Genomic DNA, 20,787 nt, shown 5'->3' with positions numbered 1-20,787 from the left:
TCCTTTCTGCTCTTGATCACGGGTGTTACCCATGTGCCACCCAAGAAACACCTATCTCCGGATCACCTGCAGCACGCTCACGACCCGCTCGGCCGCCGTGGCGACGTCCTCGGCGTGCCCGATGCGCCCCGCCCAGGAGAGCCAGAACCACCATTCGCCGTCCTCCTCGTGGGCGGCGAGCACGTCCTCGGTCCTGGCCGGGGCCATCGGATTGATCACGTGCAGGCGCGGGGAGGGCCCCTCCCGCGTCTGCAGGCGCGTACGGAAGGACTGCGCCTCCAGTTGGGCGGCGAGACGCCGCAAATGGTCGACTGCCTCGCCCCGGTCAGTCGTCATCCGGATCACCCCCGACAGGCGCTGGTGGCTCTCTTTCCCGCAGGGTGCGGCCTGGAGGGCAGAACGGCAATCGGTTTCGTTCCCCGGAAGGAGGGCGGAACCGTGGATTACCTGAGGAACCCGCCGGTATTCCGCGCGGAAACCACGGGTAAAGGAACTGTGGTGCACAGGTCTGATTACTCTGCGGTGCGCCCTCGTTAATGTTGTGCGAACAGCGACCGGGAGGGGCGCCGTGGCCCGAGGGGAACATTCGCCCGCCTGCGCCAGACGCTGGCGGGAGCAGGCGGAGTCCCGGCAGTGGACTCCGTGGCAGACCGCGCAGGCGATCCACGGCTGCTGCGGGGTGAGCCTGCTCAAGGCGCACCGGCTGGCCCGCGGGTGGTCGGCCAGGGAGGCGGTGCGCGAGCTGGAGGAGCTGTGCGAGCGCCAGGGCCTCGGCGAGGCCAGGGCCAGCATCGACCTGCTCAACGCCTGGGAGAACCACCGCGCCCGCCCCCGTCCGCAGACCATCGAGCTGCTCGCGCGGCTCTACCGCGCCAACGCCGTACGGCTCGGCCTGGCCGGCGACTACGCCGAGGACGGCGCGGACGGCGCCAAGGTGGTGGTGGTCGCCGGCGGCGAGGCCCGCACGCTGCACGAGACCGCGGGCCGCGGTGACGACGACACCGAGCGGCGCGCGCTGTTCCACCACGCGCTGCTCGGCTCGCGCTTCGCGATGAGCGGCCGGCTGATGGCCGAGGTCGAGCGGGCCCGCCAGGACCTCGACCGCACGCTGGCGGTGTCGAGCGTGACCGAGGAGCAGCTCGACCGGCTCGACGAGCAGGTGGTCCGCTACCGGCGCGAGTACATCACCAGCGCGCCGCTGCCGATGCTCTACCGGCTGACGCTGGAGCTGTCGGACGTGCGGACGCTGGTCGCCGCCCGGCAGCCCGCGATGTTCCAGCGTCGGCTGCTCAACGCCACCGTGATGCTCGCGCTGCTCTCGGCGGACGCGCTGATGAAGCTCGGCGACACCCGCCAGGCCCACGCCTGGTACGGCACCGCCCGCAGCGCCTCCGACGACATGGGCGACCTGCGGCTGCGCGCCCTGGTCCGGGCCCAGGAGGCGATGCTGCCCTACTACTACGGCGACCTGACCGAGGCGGTCCGGCTGGCCCGCGAGGCCAGGATGCTGGCCGGGAACGCTCCCAGCTCCCCGGCGGCGCTCGGCGCGGCGGCCGAGGCGCGGGCGCTGGCCAGGATGGGCGAGCACAAGGCGGCCCGGGTCGCGCTGGCCGAGGCCGAGCAGATCTTCGCCAGGATGCCCCCGGAGGGCCACGACCACCTGGCGTTCCGCTTCTCCGAGCGGAGGCTGCAGTTCTACCGGATCGGCACGCTGATCGAGCTGGGGGAGGAGGTCGACTGGGCACCCGGTCCCTCCGGCCCCTACACCATCGACCCGGTGCTGATCCTGCTCGACCAGGCCGCGCACCGGGTGCGCGACGGCCAGGAGGAGGAGGGCTGCCGGCTGGCGGAGAAGGCCCTGCTCCAGGTGCCGCCGGAGCACCGCACCTCGATCGTGGTGGACCGGGCCCGGGCGCTGCTGTCGGTGATCCGGCCGGGGCTGCGGAAGGCGCCGGCGGTGCGCCGGCTGGCGGACCTGCTCGCCGACACCTCCCGGGCGGGCTCATGAGCGCACTCGCCGCGGAGGCGTTCGCGATCCTGCGGGAGGTCTGCGACGGGATGGGGATCGACCACCGCGGCGCGCGGCTGCTGCGCGTGCGCAGCAATGCGGTCTTCAAGCTGCGCAGCGAGATCGTGGTGCGGATCGCCACCGCCCCGGGTGCGCGGGCCCGGCTGCCGGTGGTGCTCGCGGTGGCCCGGTGGCTGGAGGGGCAGGGGTTCCCGGCGGTGCGCCCGGCCGACGAGATCTCCGAACAGCCGGTGGAGCACGGCGGCCGGGTCGTCACGTTCTGGCACTACGTCCCGGCCAGCGGCCGGCCCACCACCACGGAGCTCGGCGAGATCCTGCGCAGCCTGCACCGGCTGCCGGTGCCGCCGCATCCGCTGAAGCGGTTCGCCGACCCGCTGGCGGAGGTGCGCGGGGCGGTGAGCCGCTCGGCGGTGCTCACCTCCGGGCAGCGCGCCTGGCTGGGCGAGCGCATCGCGGAGCTGACCGACCGCTGGACCGACCTCGACACCGACCGCCCGCCGGTGCTGCTGCACGGCGACGCCTGGATCGACAACCTGCTCCGCTGCGCCGACGGCCACGTGGTCCTGTGCGACTGGGACGGCGTGGCGGTCGGGCCACGGGAGTGGGACCTGGTCCACACCTACCACGGGCAGCGCCGCTTCGGGCTGACCTCGGCCGACGTGGACGCCTTCGCCGACGCCTACGGCAGCGACCTGAGGTCGTGGCCGGGCTACTCCACGCTGATGGAGGTGCGGGACATGTACGCCGTGGGCATCCACATCCGCAACGCCGCCGCCGATCCCTTCTCCCGCAGGGAGCTGCCCCGCCGCCTCGACTCGCTCGCGCGAGGTGAGAAGAACGCCCGGTGGTACATGGCCGAACCCGTTACTGTCTCCCCATAAAGATCTTCATTTGGGGGCAGATCGATGCCAAAGGTTACTTTGCGACATACCTTCCATGTTCGGAACACCCCGGCCGCGCTCCGGGCGCACCTGAGCCAGCCGCAGAGCTACGTGGGACTCTCGCCGCTGGTCGTCGCGGTGCGCGACATCGAACAGGGGGAGGGCGAGTCGCGCTACGTCGCGGTGGAGAGGTTCAAGGTCCTCGGTCTCGCCTACGAGAACCCGATCAGGGTGACGCTGCGGAGCGCACCGGCGGCCGTGGAGGGGAAGGTCGCCAGTCCCGGCGGGGTGCGGATGGACTACCGGTTCCGCCTGACGGAGTCCGGGGACGGGACCGAGGTCGAGGACACGCTCGTCGTGCACGCCTGGGCCCGGCCACTGCTGAACTTCGCCGCACGCAAGGCCCGCGAGGTCCAGCTCGCCCGCGCCAAGGTGCTCGCCGCCCGGCTGGGCTGATCCACCCCGTCCGGCCGGTTCCGCCGCACGGGCTCCCGCCCGCCGGCCCCGCCCCGCCCGCCCTGTGACGCCGGGCCGGGCAGGAAGGGATGAACCGGCTGTATTCGTGACCTTGTCCCCTGATACTGGCCTGACTGTGGAAAGCGGACAACCGGGAGGAACAGGGTGGAAGCCAAGGGCCGCACGGCCGAGATCATGATCGACGAGGCCCGGAAGGCGTTCTGGGTCATGGTCGGCTTCCTGGCCCTCATCTGGGCGCTGCACATCCCCAACGCGCTCTCGGGCTACAGGCTGTCCTACGAGCACGGGGTGACGGCCCATGACCCGGCGAGCCTGCCCGACATCGCCTCGGCGCCCTTCCTGCACTGGGACTGGGGGCATCTGCAGGGAAACTCCGGGCCGCTGTTCATCTTCGGGTTCCTGGCCGCCTACCGGGGCGTCGCCAAGTTCCTCGGCGTGACGGGGTTCATCATCGTGATCAGCGGCCTCGGCGCCTGGATCACGGCGGGAGGGGACACCACGGGAGCGGGGGCGAGCGGCGTCGTCTTCGGCTACTTCGGCTACATCCTGGTGCGCGGCCTGTTCGACCGGCACCTGATCGACATCGCGGTCGGCGTGGTCATGGCCCTCTCCTTCGCCCACTACTTCGCCGGCCTGCTGCCCCAGGAAGGCATCGGCTGGCAGTGCCACCTGTTCGGGTTCCTGGCCGGGCTCGTGGGCGGCTGGGTGTTCCGCGACCGCCGTCCCCGGACGGCGGCGCCCGCCGCGCCGCAGGGCGCCAGGTCCGCGCTGCTGAAGGAGCTGGACGACCTGGGACTCGGCCAGGACGGCCCCGCCCGCTGAGCGGGACCCGTACGGCGGGTCCGGCCTTCCGTTCCGCGGCCCCGCCTGCGGCCGGAAACGGGTGAGGCGGCCGGAGGGCGATCCACGCGGATCGCTTCCGGATCACGATGTTCTCACCGGTCAGCGCCGCCCGACGGGGGCCGCCCCCGTCGGGGCTCACGCGCCGCCGTTGACGGCGCCGGTCTTGAGCGAGCCCTCGCTGATCTCCCACTTCTCAAGCAGCTCGTCGTAGGTGCCGTCCCGGAACAGCTCGTACAGCGCGAGCTGGACGGCCTTGGCCAGGGCGCCCCGGTTCTTGCCGATCGCGATGCCGTACGGCGCGGCCTCGATCTGCGCGCCGGACATGCGCAGCGAGGGGTTCTCCCGGACGGCCACCGCGGCCGGGGGGAAGTCCTCCAGGTAGGCGTCGGCCCTGCCCGCGAGCACCGCCTCCTTGGAGTCGGCCAGCGCGCCGACCGTGACGACGGTCATCTTCCGGCCCGCGGGGCAGCGGGCGTCCTGCGCCTCGGCGAGGCCGACGTAGATGGTGTCCGCCGGGACGGCGACCCGCCGCCCGCACAGGGCGGTGATCCCCTCGCCGTCCAGCGCGCCCTTCGCGACGACGACCGAGCCGACGTTGAGGTAGTCGACGAAGTCGACGCGGGCCTGCCGCTCGGCGGTGTCGGTGATGGACGCCATGGCGGCGTCGACCTCACCGGACTCCACGTGGCCCAGCAGATCGCCCCAGGACGTCTGCCGCAGCTCCGCCTTCACCCCGAGCCGGGCGGTGACGGCGTGGGCCAGGTCGACGTCGAAGCCCTTCTGCTCGCCGCCGTCCATGAACTCCATCGGCGCGTAGGACAGGTCGGAGCCGATCACCAGGACCCCCGCGCGCCGGATGTCCTCGGGGACGTGGGCGCGTGCGGAGGAGACCTGGGCGACGGGGGCCTGCGCGGCCTCCCGCGCGGCCGGGCCGGTGGAACATCCGGTGAGGGCGATGCCGGCGGTGAGAGCCGCGAGCCATGGGGTCAGGCGCATGGGACGTCCCTGGGTACTCGGTGGAGCTGGCGCTTCTTGACAGGGGAATCGGCAGTGACCGGCGTCACCTTAGTTCTCAGCTCCGCCGGTCTCCGGCCGATCCGAGCTGCAACGAGAGCGGGGAGACAGTGATGAGACTCACGATCCGGCACCAGATCCTGGCCCTGGCGGTCGCAGGGTTCCTCCTGGTCACCGCGGCCGGACTGATCGGCTACCGGGGCATCTCCCGGCTGGAGGAGGCGCAGGCCACGGCCCGCGCCTCGGCGACGGCCCTGCGGGCCGTCGGCACGGCCGACAGCGCCCGGGTGGCGTTCCGGGGCGACGTGCTGAACGCGCTGACCACGCGCGACAGCGCGGAGCGGCAGGCCGTGCTGGACCGGCTGGGCACGCACGTGGCGAACCTGCGCACGGGCCTGGCCGACGTCGTCGGCGCCCGGCCGGAGCTGGCCGCCCGGGTGGCCGAGCTCGACGGCACGGCCGACGAGATGATCGCCGCCGGGCAGCGGGTGGTGACCCTGGCCAGCCGGGTCGTCAGCGATCCCGGACAGGTCGGCGCCACCGAGGCGCGGCCGGATTTCGAGAGCCGCTACGCCCGGTTCGACGAGGCGCTGCCCGCACTGGCGCGGTCGATCGCGGAGAAGGCCGAGGAGTCCTCCGAGGCGGCCGAGGCGATGGCCTCCGACGCCAAGGTCCTCACCCTGGCCACCGCGGGACTGGCCGCCGTGCTGCTGGGCGGCGCCGCCGTACTGCTGGCGCGCCGCGTGTCGCGGCGGATCGGCGCCTGCGCGCACGCGATGAAGGCGCTGGCGGGCAAGGACCTCACCGCGCGCGCGGACATCGGCGGCGGGGACGAGCTCGCCGACCTCGCCGGAAGCATCGACGAGGTCGTCACCACGGTCCGCGAGGCGATCGGCGAGATCGCCGACGACGCCGCCGCGCTCATCTCGGCCTCGGGGCGGCTCTCGGAGACCAGCCGGGAACTGGCGGGCGGCGCGCGGACCGCGGCCGACCAGGCCCACAGCGCCTCGTCCAACGTGGACCAGGTGGGGCGGAGCGTCGACACGACCCACGAGGCGGCCCGGAGCCTGCAGGACTCCATCCGCGAGATCAACGGCGCCGTCGCCGAGGCCGTCGAGGTCGCCGCGGAGGCGGTGGAGCTGGCCGCGACCACGAACCGCACGATCGAGGGACTGCGGGCCTCCAGCGGGGAGGTCGGCGCCGTGGTCAACATGATCAACTCCATCGCGCGGCAGACGAACCTGCTCGCCCTGAACGCGACGATCGAGGCGGCCAGGGCGGGGGAGCAGGGCAGGGGGTTCGCCGTCGTCGCCGGCGAGGTGAAGGACCTCTCCCAGGAGACCGCCGCCGCCACCGAGGACATCGAGAGCAAGGTCTCGGCGATGCGCGGCGGGACCGAGGCCGCGATCGAGGCGATCGGCCGCATCGGATCGGTGATCAACCGCATCGACGAGATCCAGCGCTCCATCGCCACCGCGATCGAGGTGCAGAGTCAGGCCACCCGCTCCATCGGCGACGGCATCGACGTGGTCTCCCGCTCCTCGGACGACATCACCGGCTCGATCCTGAGCCTCGCCGAGGCGACCCGCACCACCCGGGACGGCGCCGCCCACACGGAGGCGGCCGCCACGGAGCTGACGGGGCTGGCGGAGAGCCTCAACGCCATCGCGGAGCGGTTCCGCCGCTGACCCTCCGGGCGGGTCGCGCGGTCTCCACCGTCTCCCGGCCGTCCGCGGCCTCGCCGGCCGCCCGGAGGTCGGGCCGGGCGCCGATGACGGGCCCGGGCCCGCGGCGGACCATCGCCCGGCCGCCGGAGGGCAGGACGGAGACGGTCAGGAGACCACGGTCATCCGCCCGGCCAGCGGCAGGGAGACCCGCACGCCGTACCCGCCCTCCGGCAGGGGGCCGGCGGACAGCCGTCCGTGGAACAGCGCGACGCGCTCGCGCATGCCGATCAGCCCGTGGCCCGTCCCGGCCGGGGCGAGGGCGCGGCCGTCACGCGGGCCCTCGTCGACGATGTCCAGGCAGAGCATCCGGGGGCGGTAGGCGACCGTCACCTCGGACCTGGTCGGGCCGGCGTGGCGCAGGGTGTTGGCGAGCGCCTCCTGGACGATCCGGTAGGCCGACAGGTCCAGGCCCGTCGGGAGCGGGGCCGGCACGCCCTCGACGCTCACGTCGACCTCCAGCCCCGCCGCGCGGACCTGCTCCACCAGGTCGTCCAGCCGGGCCAGACCGGGCTGGGGGGCGAGCCCCTCCCCGTCCGGCCCGGTGCGGAGCAGCCCGACCATGCGGCGCAGCTCCTCCACCGCCTCGCGCCCCGTCTCCTCCACCACGGTCAGCGCCTCGCGCTGGGCGACCTGGCCGGGGTCGAGCATCAGCCGCGCCGCCCCCGCCTGCATGACCATCACGCTGACGCCGTGCGCGACGACGTCGTGCAGCTCCCGGGCGATGCGGACCCGCTCCTCGGTCACCGCCTCCCGGGCGAGCAGCTCGCCGCGCTCCTCCACCTGGACCGCGAGCTCCTGCGCACGCACCGCGAGCCGCCGGTGGCGGCGTACGGCGACGCCCGCGCCGCCCGCGGCGACGGACATCAGCAGCGCGACCGCCACGTCACCGGCTCCCGGAGGTCCGGTGACCGACACCATCACCGCGACGAACACGGCCGTGCCCGCCATGCCCGCCACGGCCCGCCGGTCCCGCGGCGGGAGCTCGCTGAGCAGCGTGAACAGCAGGAGGAGCTGGACGTAGAACTGCCAGGCTGACGCCATCCCGCCGAAGTGGGCGAGCGAGGCGACGGTGGTCGCGGTGTGGACGGCCAGCACCGTGAACGGCGCGCGCCGGCGCACCAGCACCAGGCCGGCGGCGCACAGGACCGCGCCGATCAGCCAGCCGGGACGCGCCCCGGCCGGGGTGAGGGTGCGCCCGCCGAGCTCCTCGGCGATCCCGAACAACGCGACGGCCACCGCGACCGTCCAGTCGACCACGGTGGGAGGCGGGCGGTGACTCATGGGAACAGAGCGTAGAGGGATCCTTCACCCCTGAAATCCGTCTTCAGGCGGATGAATGATCGGAGCGCGCTTTGGCGGCGCGGTACGGCCGGGTCCCGGCGTCCGTGCCGTGCCCGGTCCCGTACCGCGTCCGGATCACTGCTCGATGGAGGACATGTCCGGGTAGCGGTCGCCGAGCACGGCCTCGGCGGGCACGGCGGACTCCAGGGCGGCGACCTGGCCGGCGGTCAGCTCGATGCCGGCCGCCGCCGCGTTCTCCTCCAGGTAGCGCAGCCGCTTGGTGCCGGGGATCGGGACGACGTCCTCGCCCCGGGTCAGCAGCCAGGCCAGCGCGAGCTGGGCCGGGGTGCAGCCCACCTCGTCGGCGATCTTCCGGACCTCCGCGACGAGCGCCTCGTTGCGCGCCCCGCTCTCCCCGGTGAAGCGGGGGAGGTGCTTGCGGAAGTCGTCGTCGGGCAGCTCCCCGGCGGGCGGAAGGGTCCCGCCGAGCAGGCCCCGGCTGATCGGCGAGTAGGCCACCAGCGCGACGCCCAGCTCCCGGGCGGCCGGCAGGATCTCCTGCTCGATGCCGCGGGTGAACAGGGAGTACTCGCTCTGCAGCGCGGCGATCGGGTGGACCGCGTGGGCCCTGCGCAGCGTCTCCGCGCTCACCTCGGACAGGCCCAGATGGCCGACCTTGCCGGCGGCGACCAGCTCGGCCATCGCGCCGACGGTCTCCTCGATCGGCACCCGGGTGTCCCGGCGGTGCAGGTAGTACAGGTCGATGCGGTCGACGCCGAGCCTGCGCAGGGAGGCGTCGCAGGCCTTCCTGACGTACTCGGGGCTGCCGTCGATGGTGCGCTCGGCGGGGTTCGCGCTCCGGACGATGCCGAACTTGGTGGCCAGCACCACCTCGTCGCGGCGGCCGGCGATCGCCCGCCCGACCAGCTCCTCGTTGCGGCCCATGCCGTACATGTCGGCGGTGTCGAGGAAATCGACGCCGAGATCCAGCGCCCGGTGGATGACGGCGACCGACTCCGACTCGTCGGTCGCGCCGTAGAACTCCGACATCCCCATGCAGCCGAGTCCGAGCGCGGACACCTCCGGGCCGCCGGTGCCAAGACGTCGCTTGTTCATGGTCTCTCCATCCCGTGGTACATGTCGATCTTCTGGTCGAGGACCGCGAGGTCCCCGTCGAGCTGGGCGATGCGCTGCAGGACCCGTTGCCGGTGCGCCTGGAGGATCCGCCGCCGCTCGCCCGCCGTCTCCGGTCCCCGGCGGACGAGCTCGGCGTAGCGGCACATGTCGGCGATCGGCATCCCGGTACGGCGCAGCTTCGTCAGGAACTCCAGCCAGGCGAGGTCGGCGCCGGTGTAACTGCGGTGCCCCGCCGCGTCGCGCCCCACTTCGGGGACGAGTCCGATCCGCTCGTAGTAGCGCAGCGTGTGCGCGCTCAGCCCCGACGTCCGGGAGGCCTCCCGGATGGTGATGCCCGTCATGCCCATGGGCACAACCGTGCACCTTCGAGTGCGCTCCAAGTCAAGCCGCCCCGTCCCGCGCGCCGACCCTGAGGGGGCGGGCCCTACCACCGGAGATCTTCACGCAGTTCACGGGCCTCTTGCGGAGGGTGTTCCCCTGACGCCCGCCCTACCCCCTCCCGGGGTTCCTCGGGGGGAGCTCAGGGACGCCTGGGGATCATCTCGGATGGTCCGTGACCTGGCCCGCCGCGATGGTTGAGCCATGGCAGGAACAGCAGGCACAGGGACTTCCGGAATCCGGACGATGCTCCTCGGCTACGCGGCGATCGGCGCCGGGGCCGTGTCCATGATCGGGCTGCACGTGGCCGCGGGCCTCGACCCGCTGCACACCGTGATCAGCGAGTACGCGTTCGAGCCGGACGGCTGGCTGCTGCCCACCTCGCTGACGCTCTTCGCGGTGGGCGCGACGGCCTTCGCCGTGCTGCTGGCCCGCCGCGGCGAGGACCGCAAGGCGGCGCTGCTGGTCGGGGTCTGGGGCCTGTGCATGCTGCTGGTGGGGGCTTTCCCCACCGACCGGCCCGGGGTGCCGCTCTCGATGTCCGGCGGCATCCACCGCTACGCCGCCTTCGCGGCCTTCCTGGCGATGCCGGTCGCCGGACTGATCCTGGCCCGGCGGCACGAGGGACGGCCGTACGCCAGGGCGGTGAAGGCGCTCAGCCTGGCCTCGCTGGGCGTGCTGGTCCTGGTGGTCGTGCCGTACGCGGTGCGGATGCTCGGCCTCGAACCCGCGGGCGTGCCCACCGGGGCGATCCAGCGGCTGGTGGTCGTCTCCGAGGTGGCGGTGCTGGCGATGCTCGGGCTGGTGCTGGGGAGCGGACCCGTCCGCGGCCGTGGGAGGCCGGTCCGGGCGGCGGGCGGGGCGGCCGGTGAGGCGGCCGGTGAGGCGGCCGGTGGGGCGGCCGGTGGGGCGGCCGGTGGGGCGGTCGCGGAGCGCCGGGGAGCGTCGCTCCGGGCGGAGCGGCTCCAGCGGCACGGCCGCTCCCGGGCCCGGGGGACCGTGGGCGCCGCCGGTGCGCCCGGGGCCACCCTCCGGCCGCGCAGGGACGCTTCCGGGGACGACCGGCACGCCGTCCGCATCGAGGAGTTCGTGTGACCCGCAGGGCATCGCCGTCCGGGGCACGGGGCACGGGGGTGCGGGGTGCGGGGCACGGTACCCGTTGACGGCCCCCGCCCCGCGGATCTACGGTCACGGTACCGACCAGTCGGTACGTAACAGGCGTGGAGGATGCGCATGTCGACCGTCAGCTCCGCAGCGGGTCCCGCCGTCGAGACCGCGCTCGGGCCCGTGCCCGCCGCCGATCTGGGGCCGACCCTCATGCACGAGCACGTCTTCGTCCTGGCCACCGAGCACCTGGACAACTACGGCAGGGGCTCCTGGTGGGACGAGGACCTCCGGGTGGCCGACGCCGTCGCCAAACTGCGGGCCGTCGCCGCCAAGGGCGTGCGGACGATCGCCGACCCGACGGTCTGGGGGCTGGGCCGGTACATCCCCCGGGTGCGGCGGGTGGCCGAGCAGGTGCCCGAGATCAACATCATCGTCGCCACCGGGCTCTACTCCTACGACGAGGTCCCGCACCAGTACGAGCACCGGGGACCGGGCCTGCTGCTGGACATGCCGGAGCCGATGACCGAGGACTTCACCCGCGACCTGACCGAGGGCATCGCCGACACCGGGGTCAGGGCGGCCTTCCTCAAGTGCGTGGTCGAGAGCAGGGGACTAACCCCGGGCGTCGAGCGGATCTGCCGCGCCGTGGCGCAGGCCCACGTGCGGACCGGTGCGCCGATCACCGTCCACACGGACTCCGGGACGCGCAGCGGCCTGCCCGCCCTGGACCTGTTCGCCGAGGAGGGCGTGGACCTGACCAAGGTGGTGGTCGGGCACGCGGGCGACAGCAACGACCTGGACTACCTGATGCGGCTGGCCGACACCGGGGCGACGCTCGGCATGGACCGGTTCGGGCTGGAGCTGTACAACCCGACGGCGCAGCGGGTGGCGACGGTCGCGGCGCTCTGCGAGCGCGGATACGCCGACCGGATGGTGCTCAGCCACGACGCCGCCTGCTTCATGGACTACTTCGGCGGTGCGTGGGACGACGTGCTGACCCAGGCCGCACCCGACTGGCGCTACGACCACATCCACGACGACGTGCTCCCGGCGCTGCGGGAGGCCGGGGTGACGGACGCGCAGATCGACCGGATGATGGTGGACAACCCGCGCCGGTACTTCTCCTGACTTCTATGGTTTTGTCGCTTGCCTGCCGTACGCTCCGCCGAAAGTCGATCAACGAAAGAGGCGTGACATGGCGGCGCGGAGCACCTACCTGGAACTGTCCGAGGACGGTGGCGGTTCGCACAAATTCTACGAGGTGGTGCTCGACGGGACGCAGGTGACGATCAGCTACGGCCGGATCGGGGAGGGCGGGCAGACCAAGGTGTCGGCCTTCGCCACCGCGGAGAAGGCCGAGGCCGCCGCGGCGAAGAAGATCGGCGAGAAGGTCCGCAAGGGCTACGCCCCGGCGGTCCGCGGGGTCCGCCAAGCCCGGGCGGTCACCCGGCGCAGCATGGTCAGCTCCCGCTCCACGGCCGAGCAGGCCCCGGTGCTGTGGCGCTTCGCCAGCGGCGCGGCGGCCTTCGGCATCTTCGTGGACGCCGAGCGCTGCTGGGTCGGCAACCAGCGGGGCGACGTCTACACCGTCACCCACGGCGGCACCGTCACCGGCCGGTTCCGGCTGCCCGACGGCGTCAAGTGCATCGTCGCCGACGACTTCTGGATCTACGCGGGCGCCGACGACGGCAAGGTCTACGACCTCAGCGGCAAGGTGCCCCGGGTCGCCTACGAGATCGCCGAGGACGTCGACATCTACTGGCTCGACATCCACGACGGCGTGCTCGGCGTGTCCGACCGGGCCGGGCGCATCACCACCATCGACCACGAGGACGAGTTCCAGTGGGCGCGCAGCGGCCAGGGCGACTCCGGCTGGATGGTCCGCTGCGACGACGAGGCCGTCTACCACGGCACGTCCACGGGCGTTGCCCGCTACGACGCCGCCGACGGCGCCCCCGTCTGGCAGACCGGGGTGCAGGGCGAGGTGCTGTTCGGCTGGCAGGAGGAGAGCTCGGTCTACGCGGGCACCTCGCGCGGCGCCGTGCACCGGCTGCGCAAGTCCGACGGCCGGAGCGAGGCGGTCTACCGCTGCGACGGCTCCGTCTTCTCCTGCGCCACCGCCCCCGACGGCCGGTACGTCTTCGCCGGGGACAACCACTCCTCCGTCTACTGCTTCGCCGCCGACGGCACGCGGCTGTGGAAGCTCGCCACCGGCTGCGGCTCGGCCTTCTCGATGCAGTACCTCGACGACCGCCTCTACATCGTCACCACCGACGGCACCCTGGCCTGCATCGACGCCACCGAGGCGGCGATCAGGGCGGCGCAGTCGGGCACCGTCCCCGAGCCGGTGGACGTCAAGGCCGCGGCCGGGCTGGCCGCGGTGGAGCCGGAGACGGCGCTGGAGACCGTCTCCGTGGAGAGCGTCTCGGCGGGCGCGGCCGGAGCGGACGGCGGCGTGGTCGTGGAGTGCTTCCGGGAGGGGGAGCGGCTCCGGGTCCGGGTGGTCAGCGAGGGCTACGACTCCCGGTGGAACGTGCAGTTCCCCAAGAACGTGCGCGAGGCCGGGGCCCGCTATCTCGTCGAGGGCGTCCGCTCCTCCGGGCGGGGCGGGTTCTACCGGGCCTACGGCGACATCCGGCGCCTGCTCTGAGTCCCTGAGTCCGGGGCTCTGCGTCCCCGGCCCCGGGCGAGGGCCGTCCGGGGGCGGGATCCCGCGGCCCGCCCGGTGGTACGGCCCGCATCCGGCGGGTACGGCCGCCGCCCGGTGGTACGGCCCGCATCCGGCGGGTACGGCCGCCGCCCGGTGGTACGGCCCGCATCCGGCGGGTACGGCCGCCGCCCGGCGGGGCGGCGGCCGCCCGGCGTCAGCGGTCGCGGGCGTCGCCGTCGAGACCGGCGCGGCGCAGGGCCTCGGCCATGGCGCCACCCGGCGCGTTGCGCGGCTGGCCTCCCCGCGGCCGGCCCCCCTGCTGCTGCCCGCCCCGGGCCTGGCCGCCGCGCTGCTGCCCGCCGCGCTCCCGTCCGTCTCCCTGCCCCTGCCCCTGCCCCTGCCGTCCTCCGTCGCCCTCCGGCCGGCGGTTCCCCTGCCGGCCGTCGCGCTGCCCGCCGTTCCGGCGGCCGCCCTGTCCGCCGCCCTGCTCGGAGCGGACCTCGACCTCGTCCTCCAAACGGAGGGTGAGCGAGATGCGCTTGCGCGGGATGTCGACGTCGAGCACCTTCACCCGGACCACGTCACCGGGCTTGACCACCTCGCGCGGGTCCTTGACGAACGTGCGCGACATCGCCGAGACGTGGACCAGGCCGTCCTGGTGCACGCCGACGTCGACGAACGCGCCGAAGGCCGCGACGTTGGTGACCACGCCCTCCAGCAGCATGCCGGGCGCCAGGTCGGAGATCTTCTCCACGCCCTCCTTGAAGGTCGCGGTCTTGAAGGCCGGGCGGGGGTCGCGCCCGGGCTTCTCCAGCTCGGAGAGGATGTCGGTGACGGTCGGCAGGCCGAAGGTGTCGTCCACGAAGTCCTGCGGCCTGAGGGAGCGCAGCACCGCGGTGTTGCCGATCACCTTGGTGATCTCGCCGCCGGTCGCCGACAGGATGCGCCGTACCACCGGGTAGGCCTCGGGGTGCACGCTGGAGGCGTCGAGCGGGTCGTCGCCGCCGGGGATGCGCAGGAAGCCCGCGCACTGCTCGAACGCCTTGGGCCCGAGCCGGGCGACGTCCTTGAGCGCCCGGCGGGAGCGGAACGGGCCGCAGGCGTCGCGGTGGGCGACGATGTTCTCCGCGAGGCCGGAGGTGATGCCCGACACCCGGGTCAGCAGCGGCGCCGAGGCGGTGTTGACGTCCACGCCCACCGCGTTCACGCAGTCCTCGACGACCGCGTCGAGCGAGCGGGAGAGCTTGCTCTCGGCCAGGTCGTGCTGGTATTGGCCGACGCCGATGGACTTGGGGTCGATCTTGACGAGCTCGGCCAGCGGGTCCTGGAGGCGGCGGGCGATGGACACCGCGCCGCGCAGCGAGACGTCCAGGCCGGGCAGCTCCTGCGAGGCGTAGGCGGAGGCGGAGTAGACCGACGCTCCGGCCTCCGAGACCACGATCTTGGTCAGGCCGGGGACCAGCTTGAGCAGGTCGGCCGCGAGCCTGTCGGTCTCCCGGGAGGCGGTGCCGTTGCCGATCGCGACCAGCTCCACGCCGTGGTCCTTCGCCAGCTTCGCGAGCGTGGCCAGGGACTGGTCCCACTGGCGGCGCGGCTCGTGCGGGTAGATCGTGTCGGTCGCCACGACCTTGCCGGTGCCGTCCACCACCGCGACCTTCACCCCGGTGCGCAGGCCGGGGTCCAGCCCCATCGTCGGCCGGGTCCCCGCCGGGGCGGCCAGCAGCAGGTCGCGCAGGTTGGCGGCGAACACCCGGACCGCCTCGTCCTCGGCCGCCTGCCACATCCGCATCCGCAGGTCGATGCCGAGGTGGACGAGGATGCGGGTGCGCCACGCCCAGCGCACGGTGTCGGTCAGCCACCTGTCGGCGGGCCGTCCCCGGTCGGTGATGCCGAACCGGCGGGCGATGGACGCCTCGTAGGTGCCGGTGGGCTCCTCCTCCGGCTCCAGGGTGAGGGTGAGGACCTCCTCCTTCTCCCCCCGGAACATCGCCAGGATCCGGTGCGAGGGCAGCTTGGTGAAGGGCTCGGCGAAGTCGAAGTAGTCGGAGAACTTCGCGCCGGCCTCCTCCTTGCCCTCGCGCACCGCCGCGACCAGCCGGCCCCTGCTCCACATCCGCTCGCGCAGCTCGCCGACCAGGTCGGCGTCCTCGCTGAACCGCTCGACCAGGATGGCGCGGGCCCCGTCCAGCGCGGCGGCCGCGTCGGGCACCCCCTCGCCGACGAAGGCCGCGGCGGCGGCCTGCGGGTCGACCGACGGGTCGGCGAGCAGGCCGTCGGCGAGCGGTTCGAGCCCGGCCTCCCGGGCGATCTGCGCCTTGGTCCGCCGCTTGGGCTTGTAGGGCAGGTAGACGTCCTCCAGGCGGGCCTTGGAGTCGGCCGCCATGATCTGCGCCTCGAGGGCGTCGTCGAGCTTGCCCTGGCTCCGCACCGACTCCAGGATCGCGGTGCGCCGCTCCTCCAGCTCGCGCAGGTAGCGCAACCGCTCCTCGAGCGCGCGCAGCTGCGCGTCGTCGAGCATGCCGGTGGCTTCCTTGCGGTAGCGGGCGATGAACGGCACCGTGGCCCCGCCGTCGAGCAGCTCCACCGCGGCCTGCACCTGCCGCTCGCGCACGCCCAGCTCTTCGGCGATCCGCTGATGAATAGAAGTCGTCACGATCTTCTTCCCCTTGTGATGGACGCCCCCAAGCTACCGCGCGCCCCACCCGCCCGGAGGCCCGACGCCGTACGGCGGGCGGACCGGTCCGCCCGCCGTACGGAGGAGCCCGTCACACCTGCGGCGGCGCCGGGACGTCGACGGGAGGTGCCGGCGGCCTCTCCGGACTTCCGTGACGACAAGGGCAGTTTGAGGGGTATGTGCTCTTTTGGGGTGAGGGGATGAGCACGGACGATCGCGTCCAGGACCGGGACCGGATACGGGCGCTCCACGCCACCGGCCTGCTGGAGGGGACCGGGGCGCCGGCGCTGGACCGGGTGACGCGGCTGGCGGTCCGGTGGCTGTCGGTGCCGATCGCGATGGTGTCGCTGGTCGACGCCGACCGGCAGGTCGTCGTCAGCTCGGCGGGACCGGCCGGCCCGTGGCGCGAGGAGCCGCTGTCGCAGTCGCTGTGCCGGCACATCGTCGCCACCGGCGCGGCGCTGACCGTGCCGGACGTTCCGGCCGACGAGCGCTGGGACGCCGTGCGGGCCGCGGGGGGCGGGTCGCTGAAGGCCTACGCCGGGATGCCGCTGCACGGCGACGGCCACGTCCTGGGCGCGCTGTGCGTGATCGACACCACGGCCCGGAGGTGGAGCGCGGAGCAGCTGGCGGCGCTGGAGGACCTGGCCGCGGTGGCCGAGAGCGAGATCGCCCACGGACGCTCCCGGACCGACTCCCACCGCACCGCGGTGCTGCGCGCCGCCCAGCACGCCGTGATCCGCGCGCTGGCCGAGGACGGGGGGACCGAGGAGGTCGTGACCGGGATGATCGCCGCGATCGGCGGCGCCCTCGACTGGTGCTGCGGAGAGTACTGGCAGGTCGACGACGACCGGACCTCGATTGTCCGCATCGCCTCCTGGAGTGAGCCCGGCCGGGACCTGACGCCGCCCACCGGTTCGCGACCGCTCACCCTCATCCGCGGCGAGGGCCTGCCCGGCAGGGTCTGGGCCGAGGGCGGGCGGACATGGGTGCCCGACCTGCAGGCCGACCCCCGTGCCCTCGCTCGCAGCCGGCAGGCCCGCGGAGCGGAGCCGCATGCCGCGATCGGCCTGCCGGTCCACGGCGGGCAGCAGCTGCTGGGTGTGCTGACGCTCTTCACCGACTCCGTCGCCGAACCCGACGAGGAACTGGCCGACCTGCTGGACGGCGTCTGCGCCTATCTGGGCCGGTACGTGGAGCGGCGCCGCGCCGACGACCTCACCCGCTCCCTGGAGGTCGCCCGCTACCGCTTCGACCAGGTGGTGGCCCAGATCGACGACTACATCTGGACGTCGGAGGCACTGCCCGACGGCCGGTTCCGGCTGCTGTACCGCAGCCCGAACACCGTCGGCGTGCTCGGCAGCCAGCTCCCCGAGATCGACATCGTCGCCGTGCTGACCCGTTACATCCACCCCGACGACCGGCAGGCGTTCGAAGCCTTCAACTCGGACCTGTCCGCGGGCAGGGCCGTCCAGGCCGAGTACCGCCTCATCGGTATCGACGGCGTCACCCGGTGGGTCTGGAGCCGGGCCGCCCCCCGCCGCGACGGCGGACGCCTGCTGGTCGACGGCATCACCACCGACATCACCGAGCGCCGCGAGCTGGCCGACGAACGCGAGCGACTGCTGGCCCGCGAACGGGAGCAGGTACGCCGGCTGCAGGAGCTGGACCGGCTCAAGGACGAGCTGATGGCGATGGTCAGCCACGAACTGCGTTCTCCCATCGGGGTCATCCGCGCCTACGCCGAGATGCTGCGCGGGGCGCCGGACCTGCCGGAGGAGCACGCCGCGTTCCTGGAGGTGATCGACCGCAAGAGCGAGCACCTGCAGCGACTGGTCGACGACCTGCTGGATCTGGCACGTCTGGAGGACGGCCGGATGGCCGTCGAGGTTCGCACGGTGTGGCTGACCCGGCTGATCCGCCAGGCCGTCGACGACCACCGGGCGGCCGCGGCGGCCAAGGACATCGCCCTGACGGCCGAGCTGCCGCACTACCTGCACGTGCGGGCCGACCCGGTGCGGCTGCGCCAGGTGATGGACAACCTGCTGTCGAACGCGATCAAGTACACGCCCGACGGCGGCACCGTCACCGTCACCGCCGCCCCGCCGCCCGACGGCGGCGGTTCCTCCCGCCTGGCGGCCGTCACCGTCGCCGACAGCGGCATCGGCATCCCGCCCGAGCAGTACGAGCACCTGTTCTCCCGGTTCTTCCGGGCCTCCAGTGCCCGCGCGGCCGGGATCAAGGGCACCGGGCTGGGCCTGGCCATCACCAAGGCCATCGTGAACGCGCACGGCGGCACCATCACCGCCACGCCCCGCGAGGGCGGCGGCACCGCCTTCACCGTTCGCCTGCCCGCCGGATGACCGGCGCGGGCCCGGTCCGCCCCGCGGCCGGGCAGGCGCCTCCCGGCCCCTCTCCGTCCCCGGCCTCTCCGGGGCGGCGGAGACGCCGGCCGATCACGAGCGGCCTCGCCTCGGTCGCCGAGCGCTCCCGGAGGGTGGAGGGTGTCCCAGGAGTCCGACGACGCGACCGCCGGAAATGCGAGGCGGCGCGCCGACCTCACAATTCGGTGCGCTGTCTCGTCAGTCCGGTGAGCGCAACCGCACCGAGGGAGCCGACGGCACCATGACCACCCCGATGACCACCCCGTCCGAACCAGGACACGGCCGGCCCGATCAGGGCCTGAGCGCGGTCGCCGACGAGCGGCGCCATCTGATCAATCTGGCCTACCGGCTGCTCGGCACCCTGGCCGACGCCGAGGACGTCGTCCAGGAGACCTACGCCCGCTGGTACGCCATGTCCCGGCCGCAGCAGGAGGCCATCCGGTCTCCCGGCGCCTGGCTGACGACGGTCGCCGGCCGCATCTGCCTGGACCTGCTCGGCTCGGCGCGGGCCCGGCGGGAGAGATACGTGGGCGAATGGATCCCCGAGCCGCTGCCCGACCGCACGGAGTGGATCAGCGGACGGCCGGGCGTCGCCTCGGCCGACCCGGCCGACCGGGTCACCCTCGACGAGTCGGTCGGCATGGCCTTCCTCGTCGTGCTCGAATCGATGACCCCCGCCGAGCGCGTCGCGTTCGTCCTGCACGACGTCTTCGGCTACCCCTTCGACGAGGTGGCCGGGATCGTCGGCCGTACGCCGGCGGCCTGCCGCCAGCTGGCCTCCTCGGCCCGGCGCCGCATCCGCGGCGCGCGGGCTCCCTTGACTCCGGCGGCCCGGAGCGCCGACGTCATCCGGGACTTCAAACAGGCGTGGGAGACCAAGGACATCGGCGCCCTCATCGGCCTGCTCGCTCCCGAGGCCACGATGTCCGCCGACGGCGGCGGCCTGGTCAGCGCCGCGCTCCGCCCGATCGAAGGCGGCGAGAGGATCGCGCGCTACGCCCTGGCCATCGCCGGCATGGCGCCCGGCCTGACGATCCGGGAGCGGACGGTCAACGGCCGGCCCGGTCTGGTGGCCGAGCAGGACGGCGTCACCGTCTCGGTGATGGCGTTCGAGGTCGCGGACGACCGGATCGCACGCATCTGGGCGGTGCGCAACCCCGACAAGCTCCGGCTCTGGGCGGCGGGACGACAGGACTAGGACCACTCGGCGGCCGTCGTCGCCGGCCTTCCCCGCCCCTCCGCAGTCAAGGAGTCATCCGTGTTCCTACGTGTCGTGATCATTCTGCAGACCCTGGCCCTCTTCGCCGCGCCGGTCACCGCCGGTCTGCTGCTGACCTCGCCCGGTGGCCAGGCGCTGCACAGCGCCTCGGCGTACACGGTGTTCGCCGTGGCGGTGCTGCACCTGGTCGCCGCGATCCTGGCGTGGCGGCCGGGCGGCGGCTCGCCCCGGTCCATCCTGTACGCGGCCGGTTTCCTGGGGCTCGTACTGGCGCAGGTGGCGCTGGGCATCGCGCAGGTGAAGACCCTGCACGTCCCGCTGGGCGTGCTGCTGTTCGGCCTGAGCGTCCTGATGCTCAGCCGGGTCCCGGCCGGCCGCCGCATCCCCGTGGCATCCGGCGGCCTCGCCGTCCGCGAGCCGGATGCGATGCGGTGAGGGCCGTTCCCGCAGGATCGGGAGCGGCCTCCTCCCCCGTCTTCTCGGTGCCTCCGGCTGGATTCGAACCAGCGTCCTCCTGCTCCGCAAGCAGGCGCGCTCTCCGCTGCGCCACGGAGGCCGGGTGCCGCGTGGCGGGTGTGGGAATCGAACCCACCTGGAGCGGCTTATGAAACCGCCGGGCACGCCGGCGCCCCCACCCGCCAGGAATGCAAGAAGCCGCCCCGGTCCGAATGCCCGGGACGGCTCGCATCCGACATCGCCGATCGTCACATGCGAGCCCGCCCGGGCATGCTCATTCGACGTCGGAGATGCATTTCGGTTTCCTTTCCGTGGTCCGCTGACCGAGCATGCCACTCCGGGACGGCCCGGCGCGACACGTTTTCCCGGCGGTACCAGCCATCCCGCAGACGGACCCCGGTTGCCCGGCCTCACAGGACGAGAACGCTCCGGCCCCGGTTCCAAGCCACTTCCAAGTCTTATCCAAGGAGATTGAGCTGATTCCATCCTGTTTTCGCAGGTAAATGAGGGTGGCCTGGTCGGGATTGGCG

Annotated in this window: 17 protein-coding genes and 2 tRNA genes; 11 read left to right on the top strand and 8 right to left on the bottom strand. The window is 73.4% G+C overall.

The genetic code is table 11. The annotated features are described in order from the left end of the window. Window positions 1–51: 51 nt before the first annotated feature. A complete protein-coding gene (locus IEZ06_RS17275) occupies window positions 52–336 on the bottom strand; it encodes a hypothetical protein (protein WP_068903509.1) in 285 nt (94 codons plus the stop codon). A 232-nt stretch (window positions 337–568) separates the two neighbouring features. On the opposite strand from IEZ06_RS17275, the gene IEZ06_RS17270 reads away from it, so the two are divergent. The 4 genes from IEZ06_RS17270 (at window position 569) to IEZ06_RS17255 (ending at window position 4,209) form a co-directional block, all read left to right on the top strand. After that, complete coding sequence (locus IEZ06_RS17270) at window positions 569–2,008, top strand: NsdA family TPR-like regulatory protein (protein ID WP_189237733.1); 1,440 nt, start codon at window positions 569–571, stop codon at window positions 2,006–2,008. Further along, complete coding sequence (locus IEZ06_RS17265) at window positions 2,005–2,910, top strand: phosphotransferase enzyme family protein (protein ID WP_189237732.1); 906 nt, start codon at window positions 2,005–2,007, stop codon at window positions 2,908–2,910. The genes IEZ06_RS17270 and IEZ06_RS17265 overlap by 4 nt, the downstream gene beginning before the upstream one ends. A 39-nt stretch (window positions 2,911–2,949) precedes the next feature. Continuing rightward, on the top strand, window positions 2,950–3,366 hold the full coding sequence (locus tag IEZ06_RS17260; protein ID WP_229798278.1) for an SRPBCC family protein: 417 nt from the start codon (window positions 2,950–2,952) through the stop codon (window positions 3,364–3,366). A 165-nt stretch (window positions 3,367–3,531) separates the two neighbouring features. Beyond that, entirely contained in the window at window positions 3,532–4,209 is a 678-nt protein-coding gene (locus tag IEZ06_RS17255; protein WP_203871983.1) for a rhomboid family intramembrane serine protease, read from the top strand. 156 nt (window positions 4,210–4,365) lie between these two features. Here the strand turns inward: IEZ06_RS17255 and IEZ06_RS17250 are convergent, their stop codons facing one another. Further along, complete coding sequence (locus IEZ06_RS17250; RefSeq protein ID WP_189237730.1) at window positions 4,366–5,226, bottom strand: ABC transporter substrate-binding protein; 861 nt, start codon at window positions 5,224–5,226, stop codon at window positions 4,366–4,368. A 131-nt stretch (window positions 5,227–5,357) separates the two neighbouring features. On the opposite strand from IEZ06_RS17250, the gene IEZ06_RS17245 reads away from it, so the two are divergent. Next, window positions 5,358–6,932: a methyl-accepting chemotaxis protein gene (locus IEZ06_RS17245; protein WP_189237729.1), complete on the top strand. Its 1,575-nt coding sequence runs from the start codon at window positions 5,358–5,360 to the stop codon at window positions 6,930–6,932. A gap of 144 nt (window positions 6,933–7,076) precedes the next feature. Here IEZ06_RS17245 and IEZ06_RS17240 read toward each other — a convergent pair whose 3' ends face one another. From IEZ06_RS17240 to IEZ06_RS17230, 3 genes are all read right to left on the bottom strand, one after another. Next, window positions 7,077–8,252 carry a sensor histidine kinase gene (locus IEZ06_RS17240; protein ID WP_189237728.1) on the bottom strand — a complete coding sequence of 392 codons (1,176 nt, stop codon included), beginning with the start codon at window positions 8,250–8,252 and terminating at the stop codon, window positions 7,077–7,079. 135 nt (window positions 8,253–8,387) lie between these two features. After that, a complete protein-coding gene (locus IEZ06_RS17235) occupies window positions 8,388–9,368 on the bottom strand; it encodes an aldo/keto reductase (RefSeq protein ID WP_189237727.1) in 981 nt (326 codons plus the stop codon). Beyond that, the gene (locus tag IEZ06_RS17230) at window positions 9,365–9,736 is read right to left on the bottom strand and encodes a MerR family transcriptional regulator (RefSeq protein ID WP_189237726.1); all 372 of its coding nucleotides are present in this window, start codon (window positions 9,734–9,736) and stop codon (window positions 9,365–9,367) included. Before IEZ06_RS17230 ends, IEZ06_RS17235 begins: the two co-directional genes overlap by 4 nt. 277 nt (window positions 9,737–10,013) lie before the next feature. Between IEZ06_RS17230 and IEZ06_RS17225 the strand changes: the two genes are divergently transcribed. The 3 genes from IEZ06_RS17225 (at window position 10,014) to IEZ06_RS17215 (ending at window position 13,524) form a co-directional block, all read left to right on the top strand. Continuing rightward, window positions 10,014–10,862, top strand: coding sequence for a DUF998 domain-containing protein (locus IEZ06_RS17225; RefSeq protein WP_189237725.1), 849 nt, complete (start codon window positions 10,014–10,016; stop codon window positions 10,860–10,862). Window positions 10,863–11,000: 138 nt separating this feature from the next. Next, window positions 11,001–12,002, top strand: a complete 1,002-nt coding sequence (locus IEZ06_RS17220) for a phosphotriesterase family protein (protein ID WP_189237724.1) — start codon at window positions 11,001–11,003, stop codon at window positions 12,000–12,002. A 67-nt stretch (window positions 12,003–12,069) separates the two neighbouring features. Beyond that, the gene (locus tag IEZ06_RS17215; RefSeq protein WP_189237723.1) at window positions 12,070–13,524 is read left to right on the top strand and encodes a WGR domain-containing protein; all 1,455 of its coding nucleotides are present in this window, start codon (window positions 12,070–12,072) and stop codon (window positions 13,522–13,524) included. Window positions 13,525–13,738: 214 nt separating this feature from the next. On the opposite strand, the gene IEZ06_RS17210 is transcribed toward IEZ06_RS17215, so the two are convergent. Further along, on the bottom strand, window positions 13,739–16,177 hold the full coding sequence (locus IEZ06_RS17210) for a Tex family protein (RefSeq protein WP_189237722.1): 2,439 nt from the start codon (window positions 16,175–16,177) through the stop codon (window positions 13,739–13,741). A gap of 221 nt (window positions 16,178–16,398) precedes the next feature. On the opposite strand from IEZ06_RS17210, the gene IEZ06_RS17205 reads away from it, so the two are divergent. The 3 genes from IEZ06_RS17205 (at window position 16,399) to IEZ06_RS17195 (ending at window position 20,236) form a co-directional block, all read left to right on the top strand. After that, window positions 16,399–18,561: an ATP-binding protein gene (locus tag IEZ06_RS17205; RefSeq protein ID WP_189237721.1), complete on the top strand. Its 2,163-nt coding sequence runs from the start codon at window positions 16,399–16,401 to the stop codon at window positions 18,559–18,561. A 262-nt stretch (window positions 18,562–18,823) separates the two neighbouring features. Further along, window positions 18,824–19,780, top strand: a complete 957-nt coding sequence (gene sigJ, locus IEZ06_RS17200; RefSeq protein WP_229798277.1) for an RNA polymerase sigma factor SigJ — start codon at window positions 18,824–18,826, stop codon at window positions 19,778–19,780. 60 nt (window positions 19,781–19,840) lie between these two features. Further along, window positions 19,841–20,236, top strand: coding sequence for a hypothetical protein (locus IEZ06_RS17195; protein WP_189237720.1), 396 nt, complete (start codon window positions 19,841–19,843; stop codon window positions 20,234–20,236). Window positions 20,237–20,284: 48 nt separating this feature from the next. On the opposite strand, the gene IEZ06_RS17190 is transcribed toward IEZ06_RS17195, so the two are convergent. Next, window positions 20,285–20,357, bottom strand: a tRNA-Arg gene (locus IEZ06_RS17190). An 11-nt stretch (window positions 20,358–20,368) separates the two neighbouring features. Beyond that, window positions 20,369–20,441, bottom strand: a tRNA-Met gene (locus IEZ06_RS17185). Window positions 20,442–20,787: the final 346 nt, after the last annotated feature.

The organism is Planomonospora antibiotica, from assembly GCF_014647955.1.
GTDB classification, from domain to species: Bacteria; Actinomycetota; Actinomycetes; order Streptosporangiales; family Streptosporangiaceae; genus Planomonospora; species Planomonospora parontospora.
The sequence above is the reverse complement of the archived record's forward strand: the minus strand, read 5'-3'. Positions and strand labels throughout refer to the sequence as shown.

Excerpts from the sequence above, each read along its gene's own strand:
- IEZ06_RS17275 (WP_068903509.1), bottom strand. The coding sequence starts at position 336 with ATGACGACTGACCGGGGCGAGGCAGTCGACCATTTGCGGCGTCTCGCC.
- IEZ06_RS17265 (WP_189237732.1), top strand. The coding sequence starts at position 2,005 with ATGAGCGCACTCGCCGCGGAGGCGTTCGCGATCCTGCGGGAGGTCTGC.
- IEZ06_RS17250 (WP_189237730.1), bottom strand. The coding sequence starts at position 5,226 with ATGCGCCTGACCCCATGGCTCGCGGCTCTCACCGCCGGCATCGCCCTC.
- IEZ06_RS17245 (WP_189237729.1), top strand. The coding sequence starts at position 5,358 with ATGAGACTCACGATCCGGCACCAGATCCTGGCCCTGGCGGTCGCAGGG.
- IEZ06_RS17240 (WP_189237728.1), bottom strand. The coding sequence starts at position 8,252 with ATGAGTCACCGCCCGCCTCCCACCGTGGTCGACTGGACGGTCGCGGTG.
- IEZ06_RS17235 (WP_189237727.1), bottom strand. The coding sequence starts at position 9,368 with ATGAACAAGCGACGTCTTGGCACCGGCGGCCCGGAGGTGTCCGCGCTC.
- IEZ06_RS17230 (WP_189237726.1), bottom strand. The coding sequence starts at position 9,736 with ATGGGCATGACGGGCATCACCATCCGGGAGGCCTCCCGGACGTCGGGG.
- IEZ06_RS17225 (WP_189237725.1), top strand. The coding sequence starts at position 10,014 with ATGCTCCTCGGCTACGCGGCGATCGGCGCCGGGGCCGTGTCCATGATC.
- IEZ06_RS17220 (WP_189237724.1), top strand. The coding sequence starts at position 11,001 with ATGTCGACCGTCAGCTCCGCAGCGGGTCCCGCCGTCGAGACCGCGCTC.
- IEZ06_RS17215 (WP_189237723.1), top strand. The coding sequence starts at position 12,070 with ATGGCGGCGCGGAGCACCTACCTGGAACTGTCCGAGGACGGTGGCGGT.
- IEZ06_RS17205 (WP_189237721.1), top strand. The coding sequence starts at position 16,399 with ATGAGCACGGACGATCGCGTCCAGGACCGGGACCGGATACGGGCGCTC.
- sigJ (WP_229798277.1), top strand. The coding sequence starts at position 18,824 with ATGACCACCCCGATGACCACCCCGTCCGAACCAGGACACGGCCGGCCC.